Annotated in this window: 12 protein-coding genes; 3 read left to right on the forward strand and 9 right to left on the reverse strand. The window is 68.5% G+C overall.

Features of this window, described 5'->3' with window-relative positions:
- Window positions 1-57: 57 nt before the first annotated feature.
- Genes surE through RU01_RS03465 form a run of 3 tightly spaced genes read right to left on the reverse strand, consistent with a single transcriptional unit; the run spans window position 58 to window position 2,432 of the window.
- On the reverse strand, window positions 58-873 hold the full coding sequence (gene surE, locus RU01_RS03455) for a 5'/3'-nucleotidase SurE (protein ID WP_042573116.1): 816 nt from the start codon (window positions 871-873) through the stop codon (window positions 58-60).
- A 25-nt stretch (window positions 874-898) separates the two neighbouring features.
- A complete protein-coding gene (locus RU01_RS03460; RefSeq protein WP_042573117.1) occupies window positions 899-1,861 on the reverse strand; it encodes a 1-phosphofructokinase family hexose kinase in 963 nt (320 codons plus the stop codon).
- Between the two features lie 46 nt (window positions 1,862-1,907).
- On the reverse strand, window positions 1,908-2,432 hold the full coding sequence (locus RU01_RS03465; RefSeq protein ID WP_442970447.1) for a hypothetical protein: 525 nt from the start codon (window positions 2,430-2,432) through the stop codon (window positions 1,908-1,910).
- Between the two features lie 197 nt (window positions 2,433-2,629).
- Between RU01_RS03465 and RU01_RS03470 the strand changes: the two genes are divergently transcribed.
- A complete protein-coding gene (locus tag RU01_RS03470; RefSeq protein WP_042573119.1) occupies window positions 2,630-5,941 on the forward strand; it encodes an error-prone DNA polymerase in 3,312 nt (1,103 codons plus the stop codon).
- A 22-nt stretch (window positions 5,942-5,963) separates the two neighbouring features.
- On the opposite strand, the gene RU01_RS03475 is transcribed toward RU01_RS03470, so the two are convergent.
- Window positions 5,964-6,428, reverse strand: a complete 465-nt coding sequence (locus RU01_RS03475) for a tRNA (cytidine(34)-2'-O)-methyltransferase (protein WP_042573120.1) — start codon at window positions 6,426-6,428, stop codon at window positions 5,964-5,966.
- 54 nt (window positions 6,429-6,482) lie between these two features.
- On the opposite strand from RU01_RS03475, the gene RU01_RS03480 reads away from it, so the two are divergent.
- Window positions 6,483-7,355 carry a bifunctional methylenetetrahydrofolate dehydrogenase/methenyltetrahydrofolate cyclohydrolase gene (locus RU01_RS03480; RefSeq protein ID WP_042573121.1) on the forward strand — a complete coding sequence of 291 codons (873 nt, stop codon included), beginning with the start codon at window positions 6,483-6,485 and terminating at the stop codon, window positions 7,353-7,355.
- Window positions 7,352-7,651 (forward strand): DUF3017 domain-containing protein, encoded by a 300-nt coding sequence (locus tag RU01_RS03485; protein WP_042573122.1) that lies wholly within the window; start codon window positions 7,352-7,354, stop codon window positions 7,649-7,651. Before RU01_RS03480 ends, RU01_RS03485 begins: the two co-directional genes overlap by 4 nt.
- Here RU01_RS03485 and RU01_RS03490 read toward each other — a convergent pair.
- The 5 genes from RU01_RS03490 to RU01_RS03510 all read right to left on the reverse strand — a co-directional run bounded on the left by RU01_RS03490 (window position 7,648) and on the right by RU01_RS03510 (window position 22,741).
- Window positions 7,648-8,466 (reverse strand): ABC transporter permease, encoded by an 819-nt coding sequence (locus tag RU01_RS03490; protein ID WP_052493122.1) that lies wholly within the window; start codon window positions 8,464-8,466, stop codon window positions 7,648-7,650. The two genes, RU01_RS03485 and RU01_RS03490, sit on opposite strands and share 4 nt — an antisense overlap.
- A gap of 14 nt (window positions 8,467-8,480) precedes the next feature.
- The gene (locus tag RU01_RS03495) at window positions 8,481-9,482 is read right to left on the reverse strand and encodes a daunorubicin resistance protein DrrA family ABC transporter ATP-binding protein (RefSeq protein WP_042573124.1); all 1,002 of its coding nucleotides are present in this window, start codon (window positions 9,480-9,482) and stop codon (window positions 8,481-8,483) included.
- Window positions 9,479-20,056: a non-ribosomal peptide synthetase gene (locus RU01_RS03500; protein WP_156148780.1), complete on the reverse strand. Its 10,578-nt coding sequence runs from the start codon at window positions 20,054-20,056 to the stop codon at window positions 9,479-9,481. The genes RU01_RS03495 and RU01_RS03500 overlap by 4 nt, the downstream gene beginning before the upstream one ends.
- A gap of 151 nt (window positions 20,057-20,207) precedes the next feature.
- The gene (gene metX / locus RU01_RS03505) at window positions 20,208-21,359 is read right to left on the reverse strand and encodes a homoserine O-acetyltransferase MetX (RefSeq protein WP_082042861.1); all 1,152 of its coding nucleotides are present in this window, start codon (window positions 21,357-21,359) and stop codon (window positions 20,208-20,210) included.
- Window positions 21,356-22,741: a bifunctional o-acetylhomoserine/o-acetylserine sulfhydrylase gene (locus RU01_RS03510; RefSeq protein ID WP_082042885.1), complete on the reverse strand. Its 1,386-nt coding sequence runs from the start codon at window positions 22,739-22,741 to the stop codon at window positions 21,356-21,358. Before RU01_RS03510 ends, metX begins: the two co-directional genes overlap by 4 nt.
- Window positions 22,742-22,896: the final 155 nt, after the last annotated feature.

The following is a 22,896-nucleotide window of genomic DNA, read 5'->3' on the forward strand; positions in this document are numbered from 1 at the left end:
AGTGACTGTTCTCGAGGAAACTCTGTGGGAGCGCTCGACCGGCGTGTGGTCCTGGACTCACCGAGCCTGCGTGAGGGACGTGGTGTCCACCTCGACTGCCGACGGCGGGCGTAGCGCCGTGACCGTCGCCCACCCCCGTGCGACCAGGCCGGCGTCGCTCTCGTCGTCGTCGGCTGCCGCGATGGCGTCGAAACGCACGGTCACGAATTCGTCGTCCTTCTCACCGATCTCGGCCTGGACCGCGCCGAAAGCGGCGAGCTCTGCCGACCGGACGCCGCGGAGGTCCGACGGGGGGACCGGCGGGATGTTGACGTTGAGCACCCACTCGGAGGACCGATGCTCCAGGAACCACTCGAGTGTTTGCCGCGCCACCAGCCGCGCGGTGTCCCACGTCGTCACGTCGGTCCTCGCCTCGTGCGCCACCCTGTCGTGGATGTCCGCCGGCGCTGCGAGCGAGGCGGTGTCCAGGCCCGCCAGTGAGAAGGCCATCGACGGAACGCCGTGGGTGAGCGCCGTCAGAGCGGCGCCGACGGTTCCCGAATGCAGGACGGCCGACCCGGTGTTGGGTCCGTGGTTGATGCCGGACAGCACGACATCGGGGCGCGGACCGAAGGCGCCGCGCGTCGCCACGAAGGCGATCATGGCCGGCGACGCCTGCACCGCGTAGGCGTCGACATCGAGATCGGCGACGGCGGCACGCGAGAAGACGAGCTGGTCACGATTCTGCAGCGCCGACAGCGAGGCACTGGCGCCGCTGCGTTCCTCGTGAGGTGCGGCGACCACGACGTCGAGTCCGGCGTCGACGGCCACTCGGGCGAGAACCGCGATGCCGTGGCTGTCGATGCCGTCGTCGTTGGTGATGAGTGCGAGCACGTCGATGTCCTCCTGCTGTGAGAGATCAGGGCCGGAAGGGTCTGACGTCCACCGCGGCAGTGAGAGTCTCGACCAGCCCCAGCTGTCCTGTACCCAATCCCTTGCGGGTCACGTTCGCCGTTCCCGCTGCACCGCCCAGCCGCAGCGCCTCCTCCATCGACTTCCCGCGGGCCAGTGCGGTGGCGATGCCGGCGCTCATCGAGTCGCCGGCGCCATGGTGATCGGTCTGCTCGAGGCCCGGTGTCACCACTTCGAGGACGACTCCGTCGACCAGCGCGAGCGCCGGATCGGCGGCTCGGGACAGGACGACGGTGTCGGCGCCCTCGTCGTGCAGTGCCCGCATCGCGTCGATCAGGGCATCCGGGTCGTCGGAGTCGGCGCGGCCGTCCTCGATCAGGTCCTCGTGGCTCATCTTCAGCACGGTCAGGCCACCCTGCAGCGCTGCCGTCATCGTGGGGCCGGACAGATCGGCCACGACGGGCTTGCCCAGTGACCGGAAATCCGAGGCGAGTCGACGGTAGAAGTCGGCAGGGACGACGGATTCGGTGTGCGGTCCACCGAGCAGGACGATGTCGGACGACGCGCCGCATTCGAGCGTGATGCCGTACAGGTCGTCGAGAGCGTGACGCGGCAGGTGCGGGGGATCGACGGTCGCGACCTCGGTGCGCTCACCGTCGCGTCGATCATGGATGTAGGAACCGGACTCGTGGCCGATGTCGATGGCCCGCACGGTGATGCCCTCGCGGTGGATCAGGTCGCGCAGCACTCCACCGCTCTCGCCACCGAACGCGCCCGTGAGCGTCACGTCCATGCCGAGGTTGGTGGCCATGCGGGCGATCCAATGTCCCTGGCCACCGGCGTGGATGTGCAGTTCCTGGTCGCCGTTGGGAGCTGTGTCCACGGTGATGGTCAGCAGCGGAGACGGCGCGAAGACGGTGGCTGTAGGCGCATGGTCGTCGGTGGGCGTCGGAGAAACGGAGGGGAACATCGCAGCTAATTGCCCGATTAGTCCGGTCCTCAAACCCGGAGAACGGTCAGCTGCCGAAGGCCTCCGCAAGGTCGTCGAGCGACGGGAAAGCCGGTTCCGGTGCTGCCTCCGGCACCGTGATCACCGTCGACGCCTGCTGGACCGTGTACACGGTCCAGGGCAACACCGTGGCCATGTACTCCGCGAAGCCGGGGTAGTCGGACACCCACATCGCCTCGGTCGTGTCGCCGTCGCGGAGCGCGCAGGTGGCCAGCACGACGTACGAGCCGGGAGGCACGTCGGACACCGTCTGGGTCGACGTGCCGGGTTCGATGTCGCCGCTGTCGTAGAGGGTCTGACCGGGTCCGAGAATGTCCTCCAGCGGCGGCAGAACACCGCCCGGTGCGGGTGCCAACGACGTGGCGCAGCTGAGGGTGCCGTCTGCAGCGGAGGTGATGGTGTTGGTAACGGACGTGCCGTCGACAGCGAACGCGTACGTGACGTCGGTGGGTTCCGCCGCGGCTGCGAGACCGGGAGTGGCGAGGGCCAGAGGGATCACGGCTGCTGCGCCGAGGATGGTGCGGGTGAGCATTCGCACGGCATGTCCTTGTCGTCGTCGATGGTCGCTTCCACGTCAGTGTGCAACGGAAGCGGACCATTCGGCACCTTTCGTACCGGACGTCCCCGTGAGGGTGCGGTTCCGGGCCGGACCACGGTTTCGTCGACTTGCCGCCGGGGCGGACGTGGTGGTCCAATGGGAACATACGTTCGAACGAATGAGGGTGCGTCATGGGATGGAACGACGGACCGCCCAGCTGGACCGAGATGGAGCGGCTGCTCTCGGGAAAGCCCCGTGTCATCGATCCACTGGCCGCGGGCGACGGCGGTGACAGTCCGGCCTGGTCGCGGAAGCGGGATCCGTACGAAGGCGCGGTGGTGCGCCCGAAGAACACCGTCCCCTATGCCGAGCTGCACGCGCATTCGTCGTTCAGCTTTCTCGACGGAGCCTCCCAGCCGGAGGAGATGGTCGAGGAAGCAGTTCGGCTGGGTCTCGACGCCATCGCGCTGACCGATCACGACGGCATGTACGGCGTCGTGCGCTTCGCCGAAGCGGCGCGCGAGCTGGACATGAAGACGGTGTTCGGCTCCGAGCTCTCCCTGGGGGAGACGGGTATGCCGACCGAATCGCGCACCGGCGCAGCCGATCCGGACGGAACTCATCTGCTGGTACTCGCTCGCGGGCAGGAAGGCTACCGACGGCTCTCCCGGGAGATCGCCACCGCGCATCTCGCCGGGGGCGAGAAGGGGCGTCCGCGCTACGACATCGATGCGCTGGCCGACGCGGCGGGCGGGCACTGGCAGATCCTGACGGGGTGCAGGAAGGGCAGTGTGCGGCGTGCGCTGACCGAGAGTGGGCCGGCGGCGGCAGAGCAGGCACTACGGGAACTCGTCGACAGGTTCGGTCGGGATCGGGTCACGGTGGAGCTGACCCGTCAGGGAATCGCGGAGGACGACGACCGCAACGACGTCCTCGCGGAACTGGCCCAGCGGTTGTCGCTGCCCGTCATCGCCACCACGTCGGCGCACTTCGCGCGGCCCGGCCGTCGCCGACTGGCCATGGCGATGGCGGCGGTGCGCTCGCGCCGCAGTCTCGACGACGCGTCGGGTTGGCTTCCGCCGCTGGGTGGGACGCACCTGCGCTCCGGCGCAGAAATGGCGCAGCTGTTCTCGGCGTATCCCACCGCCGTGTCCCATGCCGCGGCACTGGGGGAGGAGTGCGCATTCGACCTGCACCTCATCGCGCCGCAGCTGCCGCCGTTCGACGTACCGGAGGGCCACACCGAGATCACGTGGCTCCACGAGCTGACGATGCGCGGAGCCGAGCGACGCTACGGTCGACGCGAGGACGAACCTGTGGCCTACGCCCAGATCGACCGCGAACTCGCCGTCATCACCGAGTTGGATTTCCCCGGCTACTTCCTGGTGGTCCACGACATCGTCGACTTCTGCAAACGAGCCGACATTCTGTGTCAGGGACGAGGATCCGCGGCCAACTCGGCGGTCTGCTACGCCATCGGCATCACCAACGTCGACCCCGTGCGCAATGGTCTGCTGTTCGAACGTTTCCTCTCCGTCGAGCGCGACGGCCCACCCGACATCGACGTGGACATCGAATCCGACCGTCGTGAAGAAGCCATCCAGCACGTCTACGCCAAGTACGGGCGCGGGTACGCGGCGCAGGTGGCCAACGTGATCACCTATCGCGGCAAGTCCTCCGTGCGGGACATGGCCCGAGCGCTGGGTGCATCGCAGGGGCAGCAGGACGCGTGGAGCAAGCAGATCACCCGATGGTCCGGCGTGCCGGGCCGCGACCTGTCCGCCGAGGCCCGCGAGACCACGATCCCGCTGCCGGTGCTGGAGCTGGCCGCGCAGATCGAGAACTTCCCGCGGCATCTGGGCATCCACTCCGGCGGCATGGTGATCTGCGACCGACCCATCGCCGACGTGTGCCCCGTCGAGTGGGCGCGCATGGAGAACCGCACGGTCCTGCAGTGGGACAAGGACGACTGTGCCGCAGTGGGTCTGGTGAAGTTCGACATGCTCGGTCTCGGCATGCTCTCGGCGCTGCACTACATGATCGACCTGGTGAAGGAGCACAAGGGACTGCACGTCGACCTCGCCGAACTCGATCTCGGCGAGGCCGCGGTCTACGAGATGCTGCAGCGCGCAGATTCCGTCGGTGTCTTCCAGGTGGAGTCGCGGGCCCAGATGGCAACGCTTCCTCGCCTCAAGCCGCGGGAGTTCTACGACCTCGTCGTCGAGGTCGCCCTCATCAGACCCGGACCCATCCAAGGACATTCGGTGCATCCCTACGTCCGCCGACGCAACGGACTCGAGCCCGTGACGTTCGACCATCCGTCGCTCGAACGTGCTCTCGAACGCACACTGGGTGTCCCGCTGTTCCAGGAACAGTTGATGCAGATGGCCGTCGACGTCGCGGGGTTCTCGGCCACCGAGGCGGACCAACTGCGTCGGGCGATGGGGTCCAAGCGCAGTCCGGAGAAGATGGACCGCATGCGGCAACGCTTCTACGACGGCATGCGCGACCTGCACGGCATCACCGGCGCCAAAGCCGACCGCATCTTCGACAAGCTCTACGCCTTCGCCAATTTCGGCTTCCCCGAGAGTCATTCGCAAAGCTTCGCGTCGCTGGTCTTCTACTCGTCGTGGTTCAAGCTGCATCACCCGGCGGCGTTCTGTGCCGGGCTGCTCCGCGCGCAGCCGATGGGTTTCTACTCGCCGCAATCGTTGGTGGCCGACGCTCGACGGCACGGTGTCCTGGTGCACGGGCCCGACGTCCGTGCCAGTCTCGCCCATGCCACGGTCGAGAACGACGGCACCGAGGTGCGCCTGGGGCTGTCCGACGTGCGGTCCATCGGGACGGCGTTGGCCGAGAAGATCGTGGCGGCGCGGGAGTCCGGCGGGCAGTTCACGTCTCTGCTCGATCTCACCGGACGTGTGGAATTGACCGTCACGCAAGCGGAGTCACTGGCCACCGCCGGTGCGTTGGCCTGCTTCGGCGTCACGCGTCGGGAAGCGCTGTGGGCCGCCGGCGCCGCCGCAGCCGAACGGCCCGACCGACTCCCGGCGCTCGGTGCGTCCACCAGGGCTCCGTCACTGCCGGGCATGAGCGCGTGGGAGTTGGCCGCCGCGGACATCTGGGCCACCGGTGTCTCGCCCGACAGCTACCCGACCCAGTTCCTGCGCGAGCGGCTCGACGAGATGGACGTCGTCCCCGCCGACGGTTTGATGGCCGTCGCGGACGGTGACCGGGTGCTCGTGGCCGGCGCGGTCACCCACCGCCAACGTCCGGCCACCGCGGCGGGCGTCACGTTCATCAATCTCGAGGACGAGACCGGGATGATCAACGTGGTGTGTTCGGTGGGACTGTGGCAGAAATACCGTTCGGCGGCGCAGTTGTCACAGGCCCTGTTCATCCGGGGCATCGTGCAGAACGCCGAGGGCGTCGTGACGCTGGTGGCCGACAAGCTCGAGACGCTGGACCTGCGAGTGCTGCTGCGTTCGCGAGACTTCCGCTGATCCACTCGACCGCCCGGGACGCTCAGACGCTGCCCTCGAAGTCGCACTGACGCCAGGCCTCGTAGACGACGACGGATGCGGCATTGGTGATATTCATCGACCGGCGCCCCGCCAGCATCGGGATGCGCAGGCGATCGGTGACATGGGGGTCGGCGAGAACTTCCGGTGCCAGACCGGTGGGTTCCGGTCCGAACAGCAGAACGTCCCCGGCCCGGTAGGACACCGACGCGTAGGACGTGGTGGCGTGTGCGGTGAAGGCGAACACGCGCTCGGGTGCGAGCGACTCCCACGCGGCCTCGAGATTCGCGTGCACCGTCACCGACGCCAGGTCGTGGTAATCCAGACCCGCTCGACGGAGCTTGGGTTCGGACAGGTCGAATCCCAGCGGCTCGACCAGGTGCAGTTCGCACCCGGTACCGGCGACGAGTCGGATCGCGTTGCCGGTGTTCTGGGGGATTCGGGGCTCGTGGAACATCAGACGGAACACCCGTTCAGCCTGCCATGTCCCACCGGTGCCGCGGAGCGTGGGAAACTTGTCGGCGTGACCGCAACGAGACTGGACGGCAAACTCACCCGCGACGAGATCTTCGTCGACCTGACCGCGCGGGTCACCGCACTGCGCGAGCGTGGGATCACTCCCGGCTTGGGGACGGTGCTGGTCGGTGACGATCCGGGCTCCGCTGCCTACGTGCGCGGCAAGCACAACGACTGCGCCAAGGTGGGCATCGCCTCCATCCGGCGCGACCTCCCGGCGGACGTGTCCAGCGACGAGCTCGACGCCGTCATCGACGGGCTGAACGCAGACCCGGCCTGCACCGGCTACATCGTGCAGCTCCCGCTGCCGAAGCACCTGGACGAGAACCGCGCCCTCGAACGCGTGCACCCCGAGAAGGACGCCGACGGCCTGCATCCCGTCAACCTCGGCCGGCTGGTCCTGGGCGAGGACTCCACCCTCCCGTGCACTCCCCGCGGCATCGTGCACCTGCTGCGTCGCTACGACGTCCCTGTCGCCGGTGCTCATGTGGTCGTCGTCGGACGCGGCGTGACCGTCGGCCGGCCTCTCGGGCTCATCCTCACCCGGCGCTCCGAGAACGCCACCGTGACGCTGTGCCACACCGGCACCCGTGACCTGGCCACCGAGGTGCGGCGCGCGGACATCGTCGTCGCCGGTGCCGGCGTCGTCGGACTGATCACGCCGGACATGGTCAAGCCCGGTGCCGCGGTCATCGACGTCGGCGTCTCACGCACCGACGACGGGCTGAGGGGCGACGTGGCCGACGGTGTCGACGAGGTCGCCGGCTTCCTGTCGCCGAATCCCGGTGGTGTCGGACCCCTGACCCGTGCGTTCCTGCTGAGCAATGTGGTCGAGCGCGCAGAGCGTCTGCTTGCCGCCTCGGAGTCGACCCTGTCATGAGCACCTCGTCGCGGCGACCGGCGCGGGACATGCTGCGACGCAGCATCCCCGTGATCGCCGTCGTGGTCGTCATCGTCGTCGCGGTGGTCCTGGTGCTTGCCGACAGATGGCGTCGAGGTGCGTTCGTCTTCGGTTTCGCCACGCTGATCGCCGCCGCGTGCCGACTGTGTCTCGGTAGCGAACGTGTCGGAATACTCGCCGTGCGGTCTCGTGCGTTCGACACGGTGTCCCTCGCTGCGGTCGGCAGCGCGGTGGTGTGGCTCGCCGTGTCGATCGACCCGTTGGGTACCGACTAGCCTTCGCGCGACTGGGTCACGCGCAGTGTCAGCGGCACGAAGATCGCCAGCACCATCAGCGAGAACAGGATCGAGTACAGCATCGGGTGGTTCGACGCCCAGTTGATCGGCTCCCGGATGGCGATGGACGGTGCGGTGGGATTGCCGAACGACTCGCGGGTCGAGCGCGCGACCGACGTGATCGGGTTCCATTGCGCCACGGCGCGGAGCGGACCGGGCAGTGTCGACGACGGAACGAATGCCGACGAGATGAACGTGATCGGGAACAGGATGATCATCAGCGCGCTCTGCGCACTTTCGGCAGTGCTGGCGACCGATCCGACGACCGCGCCGATCCACGACATGGCGAAGCCGAAGAACATCAGCAGCAGGACGGCGCCCACTGCGTCGAGAGCGCTGCCCCGGATGCGCCAGCCCACGGCGTAACCCGCGCCGATCATGACGGCGATGCTGACCACGGAGACCAACATGTCCGACAGCGTGCGACCGAGCACGATGGACAACCGGGACATGGGGAGCGAGTGGAAGCGGTCGACGATGCCTTCCTTGCTGTCCGTCGCCAGGCCGATGGCTGTGAACGCGGCGCTGAACACCACTGTCTGGGTGAAGATGCCGCCCATCAGGAACTCGCGGTACGTCGCCCCACCGAGTGCTCCGCCGAACACGTAGCTGAAGAGCAGGACGAACATCAGCGGTTGGATGGTGGCGCCGAGAAGCAACTGCGGCACGCGCAGGATGGTCAGCAGGTTGCGCTGCGTCATCGTCACGCAGTCGACGAGGAAGCTGGAGACGTTCTGTTCGCGAACGGGTCTCACGAGGAGCGGCTGAGTCACGATGCGGCCGTCGCCATCGACGCGGGTGAGGAGCTTCCCGTGGATTCGAAGAACACGTCGTTGAGGTCGGGCACGTTCACCCGTGCGTCGCCGACGCGGATGCCGGTGCCGTGCAACCGGCTCAGCACATCCACCATCGACTCGCTTCCCCAGGGAGCGTCGACCGTGAACCACCCTGCGGAGGCGCCGTCGCGATGGACTCGGAAGTTCATGCGCGGCAACAAATCCGCGGCCAACCGTAGGTCGCGGGGATCGGCCAGGCGCACCTCGACCGACGGAGGGCGGACGCGGGACTTGAGGTCCGTCGGTGTGCCGCGGGCGACGACGACTCCGCCGTCCACGACGACGATGGCATCGGCGAGCCGATCGGCCTCCTCGAGATACTGCGTCGTCAGAAGCACTGCCGTTCCGTCCGCTTTGAGTTCGGTCACGATGTCCCACATGTCGTTACGGCTCCGCGGATCGAGCCCCGTGGTCGGCTCGTCGAGCACGATCAGAGGCGGTCGCGCGACCAGCGCTCCCGCCAGATCGAGTCGTCGACGCATACCGCCCGAGAACGTCGACACCGATCGCTTGCCGGTGTCCTCCAACCGGAAACGTTCGAGCAACTGGTGCGCACGGGCTCGCGCGTCACGTGCACTCAGTCCGTAGAGGCGGCCGAGCATGCGCAGGTTCTCGTAGCCTGTGAGCCGTCCGTCCACGGCGGCGTACTGTCCGGACAGACCGATCAGGCCGCGCACGGTCCGCGGATCGCGCACCGCGTCGACACCGGCGACGTGAACCGAGCCGGACGACGGACGGATCAACGTCGAGATGATGCGCACCGTCGTCGTCTTACCTGCCCCGTTGGGTCCGAGAACGGCGGTGACCCGGCCCGCGTCCGCCGTCAGGTCGACGCCGTCGAGCGCGCGGTGGGTGTTGCGTCGTCCCGTGTAGTCCTTCACCAGCCCGCGAACGTCGACGGCCAGGGTGTCGCCTCGGGAGAGTCCTGCGGTCACCGAGCACCAGCGAGCAGGGCGAGAGGCGCATTCCCCAGGCGGCGCGCGACGGCCGCCAACGCGTCGGGTGTGCCCATCGCGTTGTGCTGCACGTCCACCGGGAAGTCGGTGATGGAGCCCGCGATGTAGCGGCGCCACGCCCACGGAGTGAGCGTCGGATCCGCGTCGACAGTCGCCGAGAAGAACGTGAGGTCGCCGTCGAAACGCTGGGGGGCGTGATCATGACCGAGGTCGACGAACAGGCGGTACCTCTCGTACAGGCGCCGCATCTGTCCTTCGTCCAGGTGCGCCGTCGGTCCACCGGCAGCCCGGATCATCGCGATCGCCTCGTCCAGGCCGATGTCGTCGTCGACGTCCATCTCCAGCGGCAGGAACTCCCGGATCAGCGACGCCACGGACATCTCCGTCCTCGGCAGTCCGGACCCGGCCAGCGGATACGCGTCCATGATGATCAGCTCGACGGTCTCGCCGAGCTTGTGGAACTCGATTGCCATCGCGTGGGCGATCAGGCCTCCGAGGGACCAGCCCAGCAGCCGGTAGGGGCCCTCGGGGAACTGGGTGCGGACCGTGTTGACGTAGTCGCGGGCGATCTCGGAGATCGACGCCGGCTCCGGTGCAGCGACCGCGATACCGCGAGCCTGCAGACCCAGGACGGGGATGGAGGGGTCGAGGTGCGGGAGCAGCCCGGTGTAGCTCCACGACAGTCCGATGGCGGGGTGCACACAGATCAACGGCGTGACCCCGTCGTCGCCGGCTCTCAGCGGGAGAACGACGTCGGTGCTGGATCGGCGGACCGACCCGGTGGTGGGGCGTGCGGCATGCGACCCGTTCGAGGCCGACCCGTTCGACCCGGTGCCGTTCGATCCGGTGCCGTTCGGGCTGGTGCCGTTGGTTCCGGAGCCGTTCGCGCCGGTGGCCTTCGTTGCGGTGCCGGTGGACGCGGTGTCCGTGCGACCTTCATCGAGCATGATCAGCTCCTGTAGACGGGCGGACAACGCAGCCGAGGTGGCTGCGTCGAAGAACCAGGTGACGTCGACGGCATCGGTGTCGATGCGGTCGCCGATGCGCTCACGCAGCACATCCATGACGCGCACCGCGGCCAGTGAGTTGCCGCCGAGGGCGAAGAAGTCGTCGTCCGGACCGACGGTGTCGAGTCCGAGGACGTCGGCGAAGGACGAGCTCACGATGTCGAGCATCGACCGGACCGGAGCCACGGGGCGGATGGTGGCGACCGCCGACGTCGACTCCCCACGGTGGCCGCGACCGAGCGGCTCGAGTGTGCCGACGGGCATCGACAGCGCACGCCTGTCGACCTTTCCGTGCGCGGTCAGCGGCAGGGCGTCGTGCATCGTGATCGTTGCCGGGACGAGTCCACGCGGAAGCAGAGTGGACAGGAACTCGCGGATGTCCACCGGGTCGGCGCCCTGCGTCGTGGTGACGTGAGCCGCCAGGACCGCACCCGCCGTGTTCTCGCCGACAACCACGGCCGCGGACGTCACGGACGGGTGCGCGACGAGAACCGCCTCCACCTCGCCCGGCTCGATGCGCACGCCGCGGATCTTGGTCTGGGTGTCGGACCGTCCGGTCATCTCGAGCAGACCGTCGACGGCTGTGCGGACCAGGTCGCCGGTCCGATACATGCGGCTGCCGGGACGACCGAACGGACTGGCGACGAATCTCGACGCCGTGGTCGCGGCGCGGCCCGGATATCCCTGCGCCAGAAGCGGACCCGAGACGTAGAGCTCGCCGGACTCGACCTCGGACAACGCGTCGGACAGGATGTGGACGGCGGCAGCGGGCACCGGTGCCCCGACGTGCGGCGGTCGGCCGGCGAGCTGGACGCCCATGGTGGCGGCGACGGTGGTCTCACTGGGCCCGTACGCATTGACGACGCGACGTCCGTGCGACCAGGCCTCGAGCAGTGCTGCGGGAAGCGCCTCGCCTCCGGTGCCGACCGTGCGCACCGTCGGCACGTCGTGCGGATCGAGGGTGGCCAGCGACGCGGGTGTCAGGAACAGGACGTCGATCCGCTCACGGTCGATCAGTGCCGACAACGCGCGGCCCGCGTAGGTAGCGGGCGGTGCGACGATCAGCGCCGAACGGCGTCCCACGGCCAGCAGCAGTTCCAGGACTGCGGCGTCGAAGCCCGGTGAGGCAGCGTGGAGGACACGCGAGGTGCGAGTGGTGTCGAAGGTGGATCCCAGTGCCAAGGCCAGACTTTCGAGACCGTGGTGGGTGACCGCGACCGGCTTGGGTCGCCCGGTGGTGCCGGAGGTGTAGACCAGGTACGCCACGTCGTCGAGCGTTCGCTCACCTCGGGGTAGGCCGTCGGCAACGATCGGCGAGGCCTCGGTGGTGGACCGCACCCGTGTCCCGTCGACGTCCAGGTCCCACCACGACACGGATGCCGGCACGGCGGTGAGCTCGGCGCGCAGTCCCAGAACAGGTTTCGCGTCCTCGAGGATGTACTTCAGTCGTTCCTCGGGATACGTCGGATCGATCGGCAGCACGGTCGCGCCACTGCGGGCGATGGCCCAGAACGCGGTGACCGACGCCAGCGACCGCCCCATGGCCAGAGCCACGACTGTGCCCGGCACGGCTCCGGCGGCACGCAGCTCGTCCGCCAGCGAGTCCGCGGCGGCGAGGAGCTCGGCATACGTCCGCCGGCCGTCGGCAGCGACGACGGCGGTCCGGTGCGGTGATTCGTCGGCGGCCCGGTGAAGAAGACGTCCGAGGGAGTCGGTTCCCGGGCCGATGCGTGTCGGACCGGTCAGGCTGGCGAGAGACAGTGAGCCGTCGGTGGTGGCTCGATCCACCGTGTCCACCAGGGCCGCCGCCAATGCCCGAGCGGTGCTGGGCAGGAACAGCTCTCGCGAGTAGGTGACGGAGACGACGGCGCCCCCGTCCTCGCGGGCTCGGAGGGTCACGACGAGGTCGAATGCGGACTTGTCGATCGGGAGGGTCAGTGCGGTGACCGTGCGGTCACCCAGTTCCAGATGCAGCGGCGGCGACCCGTGCACCGACAGCATGATCTGCACGATCGGGTGGCGGGCGGGATGGCGCTCGGGACGTAGTTCCGAGACGAGCGTGTCGAAGGGGAGTGCGGCGTTGTCGAACGCATCCAGATTGCGGTCGCGGACCACGGCCAGAGTCTCGTCGAACGACTGGGACAGGGACACGGGGGTGCGCAGCGCGAGAGTGTTCACGGCCATGCCGACCATGGAGTCCGAGCCGTCTCGTCCTGCGAAGGGCGTTCCCACCACGATGTCCGCGGAGCCCAGAAGCGGATCCACCTCGGGTGTGCGCGCCGCGAGTACCGCCGCCAAGGCCGCGTGGACGACCATGAACTCGGTGGCGTGATGTGCGGCCGCGTACTCGCGGGCTCGGGACCGGGCCTCCGGCGTGAGCACGGCATCGACGACGTCGGCACGTCCGGTCGGACGTGCCGGTCGGGCCATGTCGGTGACCAGTGAGTGCTCGGCCGGACTTCCCTCGAGCGATTCCCGCCAGAACGCGAGCGACCGCTCGCGGGCGTCGCCGGTGATCGATGCGGTGCGAGCCAGGACATGATCGATGTACTGGACAGGTTCCTCGGGCCACACGGGCGCGGAACCCGAGCGACGAGCTTCGTACGCGAGAAGGAGGTCCGTCGTCAGCGGGGTCACGGATTCACCGTCGGCCGCGATGTGGTGGACGGCGACGCCCACGACATGATCCGTCGCGGACAGTCGGATGATGCGTCCGCGCACGGGAATCTCGGTGGACAGGTCGAACGGGGTGTCGGAGAGCTCGTCCAGAACGGCCTGCACCTCGGGTCCGGTGACGTCGAGATCGTCCGCACCCGCCTCGACGACCGTCAGGGGGACGTGAACCGGGGGGAGAACGACCTGGACGGGGGCACCGGCCACGGTGGGATAGACCGTGCGCAGCGATTCGTGGCGGGCGACGACGTCGTCCAACGCAGCTCCGACCGCATCCGTGTCCAGCGGTCCGCGGATGTGCAGAGCGGCGACGATGATGTACGCCGACGCTGTGCTGGCCACCTTCGAGGCGAACCACATCGACAGCTGCGACGGTGAGAGCGGCATCGGATCCGGCCGGACGATCGGGGTCCGAACGGCGCGAGGCGCACCGAGTGCGTGCCGTGCGTCGGTGGGGCGACTCGCCGCGGTCGATTCCGCCACCTCGGTGAAGGCGGGCAGCTCCGACAGTTCCGCGAGCTCGGGGAGTTCGGCCAATTCGGCGACGGTAGGTCGGTCGAAGACGGCCCGCACCGGGACGTGCACTCCGGTCACGTCCGCGATGCGTGCGGCGTACCTGGTCGCGGTCAGCGACGTTCCGCCGAGGGCGAAGAAGTCGGCGCTCACGCCGACCTTCTCGACTCCGAGGACGTCGGCCAGGACCGACGCGAGAGCGACCTCCGCAGCGGTCCGTGCCGCACGGTCCGACACGTCCGTGAGGGTGTCGGGCACGGGTAGGGCGGCGCGGTCGAGCTTGCCCACAGGGGTGAGGGGGAAGTGGTCGAGCACGGCGACCGTGGTGGGCACCATGTGCCGGGGGAGCCGGGAGCGTGCGAACCGCAGGACGTCGGCCCCGTCGATGCCGTCGCCCGACTGCACGAACGACACCAGCAGAGTCTCGCCGGTGGGACCCGGCGCGGTGACCGTCACGGCGCCGCCGACACCGGGTGCTGTCGACAACACGGCGTCGATCTCGCCGAGTTCGATGCGGAGCCCTCGGATCTTGACCTGGAAGTCGCTGCGTCCGGTGATCCGCACCAGCGGTTCGGTCCCGTCGGGCGGGAACGACCACTTGGCCAGGTCGCCGGTGCGGTAGGTCCGGGCGCCCGGCAGCCCGTACGGGTCCGCGACGAACCGGGCGGCCGTCAGCGCGGGGCGATCGAGGTACCCCCTGGCCAGCTGCGTGCCGGCCAGGTGGAGTTCTCCCTCCACACCGGGGGCGACCGGGCGCAGCCGAGCATCGAGAACCACGGCGCGCATGCCACCGACCGGGCGTCCGATCGAGACCTCGTCGCCGAGGGTGAGGTGTTCGAGGTGCGAACTGATGGTCGTTTCGGTCGGACCGTAGACGTTGACTATTCTGCGACCGGACGCGACGGCGTCCAGAAGATCCGGCCCGAAGTTCTCCCCACCGATTCCCAACCCGACCAGGTCGGCCGGAAGGGGCTCGACGTCGATCATCGTCGCCAACACGGACGGCGTGAGGAACGTGTGGGTGACCTTCTGCTCGCGCACCAGAGTGCTCAGTTCGGTGCCGCCGACGATGCCGGGAGGCACGATCACCAACGTCGCTCCAGATCCGAAGGCCAGACCCAGCTCGAGCATCGACGCGTCGAAACTGGGCGACGCGAAGGACAGGACGCGCGAGGACTCGGTGGTCCCGAACGCGCGCACCAGTTCCGCCGTGACGTGTCCGAAGCCGCGCCGCGTGACCTGCACGCCTTTCGGCCGCCCGGTCGTTCCCGAGGTGTACGTGACGTACGCGGTGCAGTCGAGAGGTATCGACCAGTCGTCGGTGTCGACGGCGAGAGAGGGCACGCCGTCCTCGGCGAACAACGCGTCGGTGGTGGTCCACAGGAAGCCGTCGCTGGGAACATCGGCGGGATCGGAGCAGACGGCGTGCAGAGTCTTGCTGTCGCGCACCATGAATCGGCGGCGCTCGGCCGGGTAGTCCGGGTCGACCGGGACGATCGCCCCACCGGCGCGGGCGACAGCGAGGATCGCCGCCACCGACTCGGTGGATCGCCGGAGAAGTCCGATCACCCGAGTATCGGCGGAGACCCCGTTGTCGATCAGTCGAGCGGCGCCGCGCGAGACCAGAGTGTCGAGCTCCGCGTAGGTGGTGTGGCGATCACCGTCGACGATCGCGATCGCCCCGGGCGTCGTGACGGCGCGGAGCGCGACCGATTCGTCCAGCGAGGTCACCGCGTCGACGGATCGAAGCTTCGCACGTCCGCGCATGGGAACGGTCGCCGCGCGTTCGTGGGGAAGCAGGACGCCGATGTCCGACAGCGGAGCGTCCAGCGTCGTGGTCATGACGTCGAGTACCGACAGCAGACGGTCGAGGAAGGCGGTGGCCGTGCGACGGTCGTAGAGGTCCGTCGAGTAGTCGATCTCGATCGCGGATCCGCCGGAGTGCCCGGCGGAGTCGTCGAGGACGACTTCGAGGTCGTACTTCGCGCGCCCCACATCGATGCGGTGAGCCGAGATCTGCGCACCACCGACGGCCGCAGAGATGTTCGGCGTGGTCCGCTGCGTCAGCATCACGTCGAACAGGGGGTGGCGTCCGGGAGTGCGCGGGGGATCGAGCGCCTCGACCAACACCTCGAAGGGCATGTCGGCCCGGGCGAGCGCCTCGAGGTCTGCGGTACGCACGGCCTCGAGGTGTTCGGCGACCGTCGCGGTCGGATCGACCACCGTCCGCAGTGCCACGGAGTTGACGAACATGCCGACGACGGTGTCGAGGTCCTGGTGGCGACGTCCGGCGACGGCCGTACCGACGGTGACGTCGTGTCCGGCACCGAGTTCGGCGAGGACGATGACCAACGCCGCGTGGACGATCATGAAATGCGACAGTCCGATTCGGCGAGACACCGAGTCGAGCTTCGCGGTCTGCTCGGCGTCGAGCTCGATCCCGACGGTGGCGCCGAGACCGGTCGGCTCGGTGGGCCGTGCGCGATCCGCGCCCGGGGTGGGGACGTCGGGCAGTCCGGCCAGAGTGTCGAGCCACCACGCGGTCGCGGAGGCGAGGGGCGACGACGGATCGTCGAGCGAGCCGAGCGATCGACGCTGCCATTCCGACGCATCCGCGTACTGGACGGGGAGCGGCGCCCACCGTGGTTCGTCACCGTCGACACGAGCCGTGTACGCCGCCAGAAGATCGGCCGCGAGGACACCGAGCGACCAGCCGTCGACGCAGACGTGATGCAGGATTAGCGCGAGAACATGATCGTCCGATCCGGGCCCGACCGTGAGGATCGCGGCTCGGAGCGGGAGGTCGGCGGCGAGGTCGAACGGCCGTGAGGCGACGTCTGCGAGTGTGGCCGTGACGGCCTCCTCGTCCGCCGCGTCGATCAGCGCGACGTCGAGCGCGGTCGTGGCGGCCTCGATCCCGAGGACGATCTGCACCGGTCCGACCTGCTCGGCTGCGGGACGCGTGTCGTCGATGCCGAAGACGGTCCGCAGGCTCTCGTGGCGCGTCACCACGTCGACGAGTGCCGACCGAGCCGCCTCGACGGAGAAGGTTCCGGAGATCCTCAGTGCCATCGGAACGTGATACGTGGCCGACGGCCGGTACTGCTCGATCCACCACATGCTGCGCTGCGGAGGTGACGCCGCGATGGGGACGCTGCGGTCGACGGGAACGGGGCCGGATTCGTCACCCGATTCCCTCGGACCTCCGTCGTCGAGGTGGAGTGCGAGGCGTTCCACCACGGGGTGGGAGAAGATCTCACGGACACCGATGGAGTGGCCGCCGACGGCGGAGACTCGCGAGGCCACGCGTGTCGCCAGCAGCGAGTTCCCGCCCAGCTCGAAGAAGTCGTCGGTCGCGGCGACGTCGTCGAGACCGAGGATCTCGGCGAGGATGCCCGCGACGAGGATCTCGTTCTCCGTCTCGGGGGCGCGTGTCGGGCGGTCCTCACGGGCGCTGTGTTCGGGGAGGCGGCGTCGGTCGATCTTGCCGTTGGGGTTCAGGGGCATCTCGTCGAGGACGGTGATGCGATTGGGAATCATGTACTGCGGCAACAGGAGCGCCAGCTCGTCGACGAGGCCGTCGGACTCCGCGGCCGACCCTGCGTCCACGGTGACGAAGCCGTCCAGAGTTCGATGTGCGCCACTGCCGCGCACGACGACGGCGGCGTCGACGACGTCGGACAACGAGCGCAGAGCCTCTTCGATCTCGCCCAGTTCGATGCGGAACCCGCGCACCTTGACCTGGCCGTCTCGACGGCCGAGGTAGACGAGGGTGCCGCGGGTGGTCCAGGTCACGAGATCGCCTGTGCGGTAGAGCCGATCGGAGTATCCGAACGGATCGGCGACGAACCTGCCGGCGGTCAGATCGGTGCGGCCGAGGTATCCCCGTGCGATACCGGTTCCACCGAGGTACAGCTCGCCGACACATCCCGGTGCGGTCAGCGCGAGGTTGCTGTCCAGGACGAAGGCGCGGATGCCGGGGAACGGCGATCCCAGTTCGACCTCGTGTTCGGCGACCAGTGGACCGAACGTCACGGCGACCGTGCTCTCGGTCGGACCGTAGACGTTGACGAGCCTGCGTCCGGGAGCCCAGTCGTCCACCAGCGCAGCGGGAACGACGTCGCCGCCCACGCCGATCGCACGCGGCCCGCCGCCGACCGGCACGCGCACGGTGGCCAGTGCCGACGGTGTGACGAAGCCGGCGTCGATACGAAGATCGTGGAGCGCCGCGGCGAGCTCGTCGCCGCCGTGGACGTCCGACGGGACGACCACGAGGGTTCCCCCCGACCCGAAGGCGAGCACCATCTCGAGAATCGATGCGTCGAAACCCGGTGAGACGAAATGCATCACACGGGCCGCGCGCGGCAGACGGTGCGAGGAGATCGCCGCGTAGGTCATGGCGGCGAGTCCGCGATGCGTCACGGCGACGCCCTTGGGTGTGCCGGTACTGCCCGACGTGTAGATCACGTACGCGAGATCGTCCGGACCGGGTCGGGAGAAGACCGGTCCGGGGAGGAGGGGTCGAGACGGTTCGCGGACGTCGTCGACGAGGATCCACTGCACCTGGGACGGGAGGGTGTCGACCAGGTCGCTCGTGGTCACTCCGACCAGCGCGCCGCTGTCGTGGACGATCGTGGCGATCCGCTCCAGAGGGAGAGCGGGATCGATCGGCAGATAGGCGCCACCGGACTTCGCGATGGACCACGCCGAGGTGATCGACCAGTGCGACCGGGGCAACGCCGAGACGACGACGATGTCCGGGCCGATGCCGAGATCGGTCAGTTCGCGTGCCAGGTCGTCCGAGCGTGCGTCGAGTTCGGCGTAGGTGACCTCGACGGTGCCGTCCACGACGGCAGCATTGCCGGTGCCGAGAGCGACTCCGCGCGTGAGGATGTCGGCGAGCGTGGCGAACGGGGGAACCATGACGTCCGTGGGGGGCAGCACCTCCAGCCGCTCCTGCTCGGTCACCAGGGAGATGGTGCGCAGCGGGGTGCCGACCTCGGCGGCTGCGAATTCGACGAGGAACTGGGCGAATCGCTCGCTGTGGGTCACCAGGTCGTCGGCGGAGTACAGCGCCGGATTCCCCTCGAGGTCGACCCGCAGACGGCCCGAGGTGGTGCTCTGGTGCACGGTGACCGCCATGTCGGCAGTGGGACCGGAGGTGAGGAGTTCGAGGTCGGCGGGGATGTCGCCGAGCATCACGCGCTCACCGAACATCATGAGGTTGATGGTCGGGCCGAGTGTCACTCCAGGGGCGCCCAGCAGATGCGCGATTTCCGACGCGGGAAGGAGTTGATGACGCAGAGATTCACTGACGCGCCGACCCACCTCGCGCACCACGTCGCCGATCTCGACGCCGCCGCCGCAGTGAGCGGGCACGGGTACGGCGTTGGCGGCCATCGACGCGGACTCGCGCATCCAGGACGTGACGCGCGCCGCCATGGGCATGGTGACCACGACGTCCGGGGTGTCGGTGACCCTGGCGAGAAACGCCGCGAATGCTGCGGCCACCACGACCGCAACGGTGCTCTGATGACGTTCGGCAGCATCGTGGACGGTGCGGTCGGCATTGGTGCCCAGCAGGGTGTCGCAGCGGTGGTTGTATGCCGACGGGGGAGCGACTCTGCCCGACATGGAGACCGGCTCACCCAGTACGTCGCGGAGGCCGGCCCAGTAAGCACGGTCGCGGTCCAGCCGGGACGACGCCCGGTACTTCGCCTCGGCCAGCGCGAACGCACGAGGATGGCGGGCGCGCGACGGCGGTGGTTCCCGGCCCTCGACCAGTGCCGAGTAGATCTCGGCGGTCCGGGCGGCGGCGACGGATGCTCCGTACCCGTCGATCGCGACGTGGTGTCCGCGGGCGTACCAGTAGTGATGGTCCTCGCCCAGGGTGATCAGCGCGGTGTAGCCGAGCGCGTCCCGGTACATGTCCAGCGGCCGGGTGAACTCCGTCATGAGCTCGACCGCGGCATCCTCGGGGTCGTCCTCGCCGCTCACGTCCACGCGGATCAGCTCGACGTCGGCGAGCGACCTGTCGAGGCGTTGACGGACGGTGTGTCGGCGGCCGGCATCGGGATCGTCGGCATCCTCGCCCTCGGTGACGAGAGTGGTGAGCATGGATCCGGTCTCTACGGTGGTCTGCCGCATCGCCTGAGCGAGGAGTTCCACGTCGATGGGCCCGCGGATGTCCATGTAGTGGGCCACCGCGAAGGTCACGTCGGGATCGAGCTCCTGCAGCAACCACATGTCGCGCTGAGCCGTGGTCAGGTCGAAGACGTCCTCGTAGTCGCTGCCCGTGTCCACGCCGGCATCGACGTCGCCGTCACCACCGGTCTTCGAGTGCGAGCTCCGCTCGGCCATGTGTTCTCCCGGATAGTTCACTTGCGCACTGCGTGAACTTCCGCCCACCGTGGATGTCCCACGGCTCCGACACTAACAAACCCGAAACTTGATTTCGACGGTCCTTGTGTACTACAGGTTTCTTTGTGAGGTGTGCCAACCTCCACCTGTTTCAGCGCGTGGGAGCCACAGCATCCGAGGCCAGTTCCATGGTGGCGATGAGCATGGTGGCCACGGCATCCGGCTCGGTGAGGAAGCCGTCGTGTCCGTCCCGCGAGGAGATGATCCTGAGCCCGTCGCACGACGGGATCAGGTCGGCGATTCCCTGCTGCTGACGGAGCGGGTAGAGCCGGTCCGAGTCGACCCCGCCGACGACAGTCGGAACGGTGACGGACCGCAGGACGGTCTCCAGTCCGCCGCGGCCACGTCCGACGTCGTGGCGGTTCATCGCCTCGGTCAGCAGTACGTACGACCCGGCATCGAATCGCCCGGCGAGTTTCGCGGCCTGGTGCTCGAGGTAGCTCTGCACGGCGTAGCGACCACCGTCGAGGGCGTCCTCTCCCACCTGCGAGCGATTGCCGAAGCGTGTGTCCAGCTCGTGTTCCGTGCGGTAGGTCAGATGCGCGATGCGCCGCGCCACGGCGAGACCGGACAGCGGAGCTCGACCCGTGTGGTGATAGTCGCCGCCCTGCCAGTCCGGGTCCCCGGTGATGGCCGCGATCTGTGTCGTCTGCGTGCCGATCTGATCGGCGGACGCCCGCGCGCCGACAGCGATGACCAGTGCGGAGGCCACCCTGTCGGGATGGGACGCGAGCCATTCCAGGGTGCGCATTCCGCCCATGGATCCGCCGACCACCGACGCGAAACGCTCGATTCCCAGCGCGTCGGCAACCATGCGCTCGGCGGTGACCTGGTCGCGGATCGAGATCTCCGGGAAGCGTGACCCCCACGCGACCCCGTCGGGATCGAGCGACGACGGTCCGGTGGTACCGCGGCAGCCACCCAGGACGTTGGTGGCCAGGATGCACCATCGGTCGGTGTCCAGCGGCGCTCCGGGACCGACCATTCCCGACCACCAGCCGGGTGACGGGTGGTCCGGCCCGGCCGGTCCGGTGACATGGGAGTCGCCGGTGAGTGCGTGTTCGACCAGCACGACGTTGTCCCGCGCCGGAGACACCTCTCCCCACCGCTGCACCACGACGGTCGCGTCGGGAACCACGCGACCGCTCTCGAGGGGAACGTCGCCGATGTGCACGGTGCCCACCCGCCCGTCCGCCGGCGGAAATGCCGACGAACGAGCGAGCGAGGGGAGATCGAGTGTCAAGATGCTGCCCGGAAACCCTTCTCCAGATCGGCGAGGATGTCGTCGATTCCCTCGATACCGACGGCGAGTCGAACGAGCCCCGGCGTCACGCCGGAGGCCGCCTGCTCCTCGGGCGACAACTGCGAATGCGTCGTCGACGCGGGGTGGATGACCAAGGAACGCACGTCACCGATATTAGCGACATGGCTGTGTAGATCCAGGGCGTCGACGAAACGTTTTCCGGCCTCGAGCCCACCGGTGAGCTCGAACGCCACGATGGCTCCGGCGCCGCGCGGCGCCAGTTCCCGGCCACGGTCGTACCAGGGCGACGACGGGAGTCCGGCGTAGTTGACACTGACGACCTCCGCGCGGTTCTCGAGGAACGTCGCCACGGCGGTCGCGTTCTGCACGTGCCGCTCGAGTCGCAGGGACAGAGTCTCGATGCCCTGCCCGATGAGGAAGGCGTTGAACGGGGACACCGCGGCGCCGATGTCGCGGAGCAACTGCACACGCGCCTTGAGGGCGTACGCGGGCGCACCCAGATCGGCGAACACCACACCGTGGTAGCTGGGATCAGGGGTGGTGAAGTTGGTGAAGCGGCCCTGCGTCCAGTCGAAGCCGCCGCCGTCCACGATGACGCCGGCGATGGCCGTGCCGTGGCCGCCGAGGTACTTGGTGGCCGAGTGCACCACAATGTCCGCGCCGTGCTTCAGCGGCTGGATCAGGTACGGGGTCGCGACCGTGTTGTCGACGATCAGCGGAATGCCGTGTCGGTGAGCGACATCGGAGACGCCGCGGATGTCGAAGATGTCGTTCTTCGGGTTGGAGATGGTCTCCCCGTAGAACGCCTTCGTTTCCGGGCGGACTGCCTTGTCCCACTGGTCGAGGTCGTCGGGATCGTCGACGAACGAGACGGTGATGCCCAGCTTCGGCAGCGTGTAGTGGAAGAGGTTGTACGTGCCGCCGTACAGACGCGGGCTGGAGACGACGTGGTCGCCGGTCTCGGCGATGTTCAGGATCGCCAGCGTCTCGGCGGCCTGGCCGGACGAGACGAGCAGTGCGGCGACGCCGCCCTCGAGGGAGGCGATGCGCTGCTCCACGACGTCCTGCGTGGGGTTCATGATGCGGGTGTAGATGTTGCCGGGCTCGGCCAGTCCGAACAGTGCTGCCGCGTGATCGGTGCTGTCGAACGTGTACGAGGTGGTCTGGTAGATCGGCAGGGCGCGTGCGTGGGTCGTCGCATCGGGAACCTGTCCGACGTGGACCTGGCGGGTCTCGAAACTCCAGTTCAGAGCCGGATCTTCGACGGGCGCACCCACCGCGTCGACGACATCGGATCCCGAGACGTCGGGCGCGGAGACCTCGGGCGCGGGAGAGTTCGGGTCGGAGTAGTTGTCGGTCATGTCTGTCGTGCTCCTCGTGGAGGTGGCGTGCAGGGAATCCACGTCGGAACGCACCACGTCTGCCGCACGAGTCACCGTCACCGTGTGCAGAGCGCAGTAGGCGAGCCGAGCTTCGTGGAGAAAGAAGTATCGGGGCCTATCGCGAGCTACAACAC

Origin of the sequence: Rhodococcus sp. MEB064, assembly GCF_000834565.1 — a bacterium.
GTDB lineage: Bacteria > Actinomycetota > Actinomycetes > Mycobacteriales > Mycobacteriaceae > Rhodococcoides.

Excerpts from the sequence above, each read along its gene's own strand:
- RU01_RS03465 (WP_442970447.1), bottom strand. The coding sequence starts at position 2,432 with ATGCTCACCCGCACCATCCTCGGCGCAGCAGCCGTGATCCCTCTGGCC.
- RU01_RS03485 (WP_042573122.1), top strand. The coding sequence starts at position 7,352 with ATGAGCACCTCGTCGCGGCGACCGGCGCGGGACATGCTGCGACGCAGC.
- RU01_RS03500 (WP_156148780.1), bottom strand. The coding sequence starts at position 20,056 with ATGGCCGAGCGGAGCTCGCACTCGAAGACCGGTGGTGACGGCGACGTC.
- RU01_RS03510 (WP_082042885.1), bottom strand. The coding sequence starts at position 22,741 with ATGACCGACAACTACTCCGACCCGAACTCTCCCGCGCCCGAGGTCTCC.
- RU01_RS03470 (WP_042573119.1), top strand. The coding sequence starts at position 2,630 with ATGGGATGGAACGACGGACCGCCCAGCTGGACCGAGATGGAGCGGCTG.
- RU01_RS03460 (WP_042573117.1), bottom strand. The coding sequence starts at position 1,861 with ATGTTCCCCTCCGTTTCTCCGACGCCCACCGACGACCATGCGCCTACA.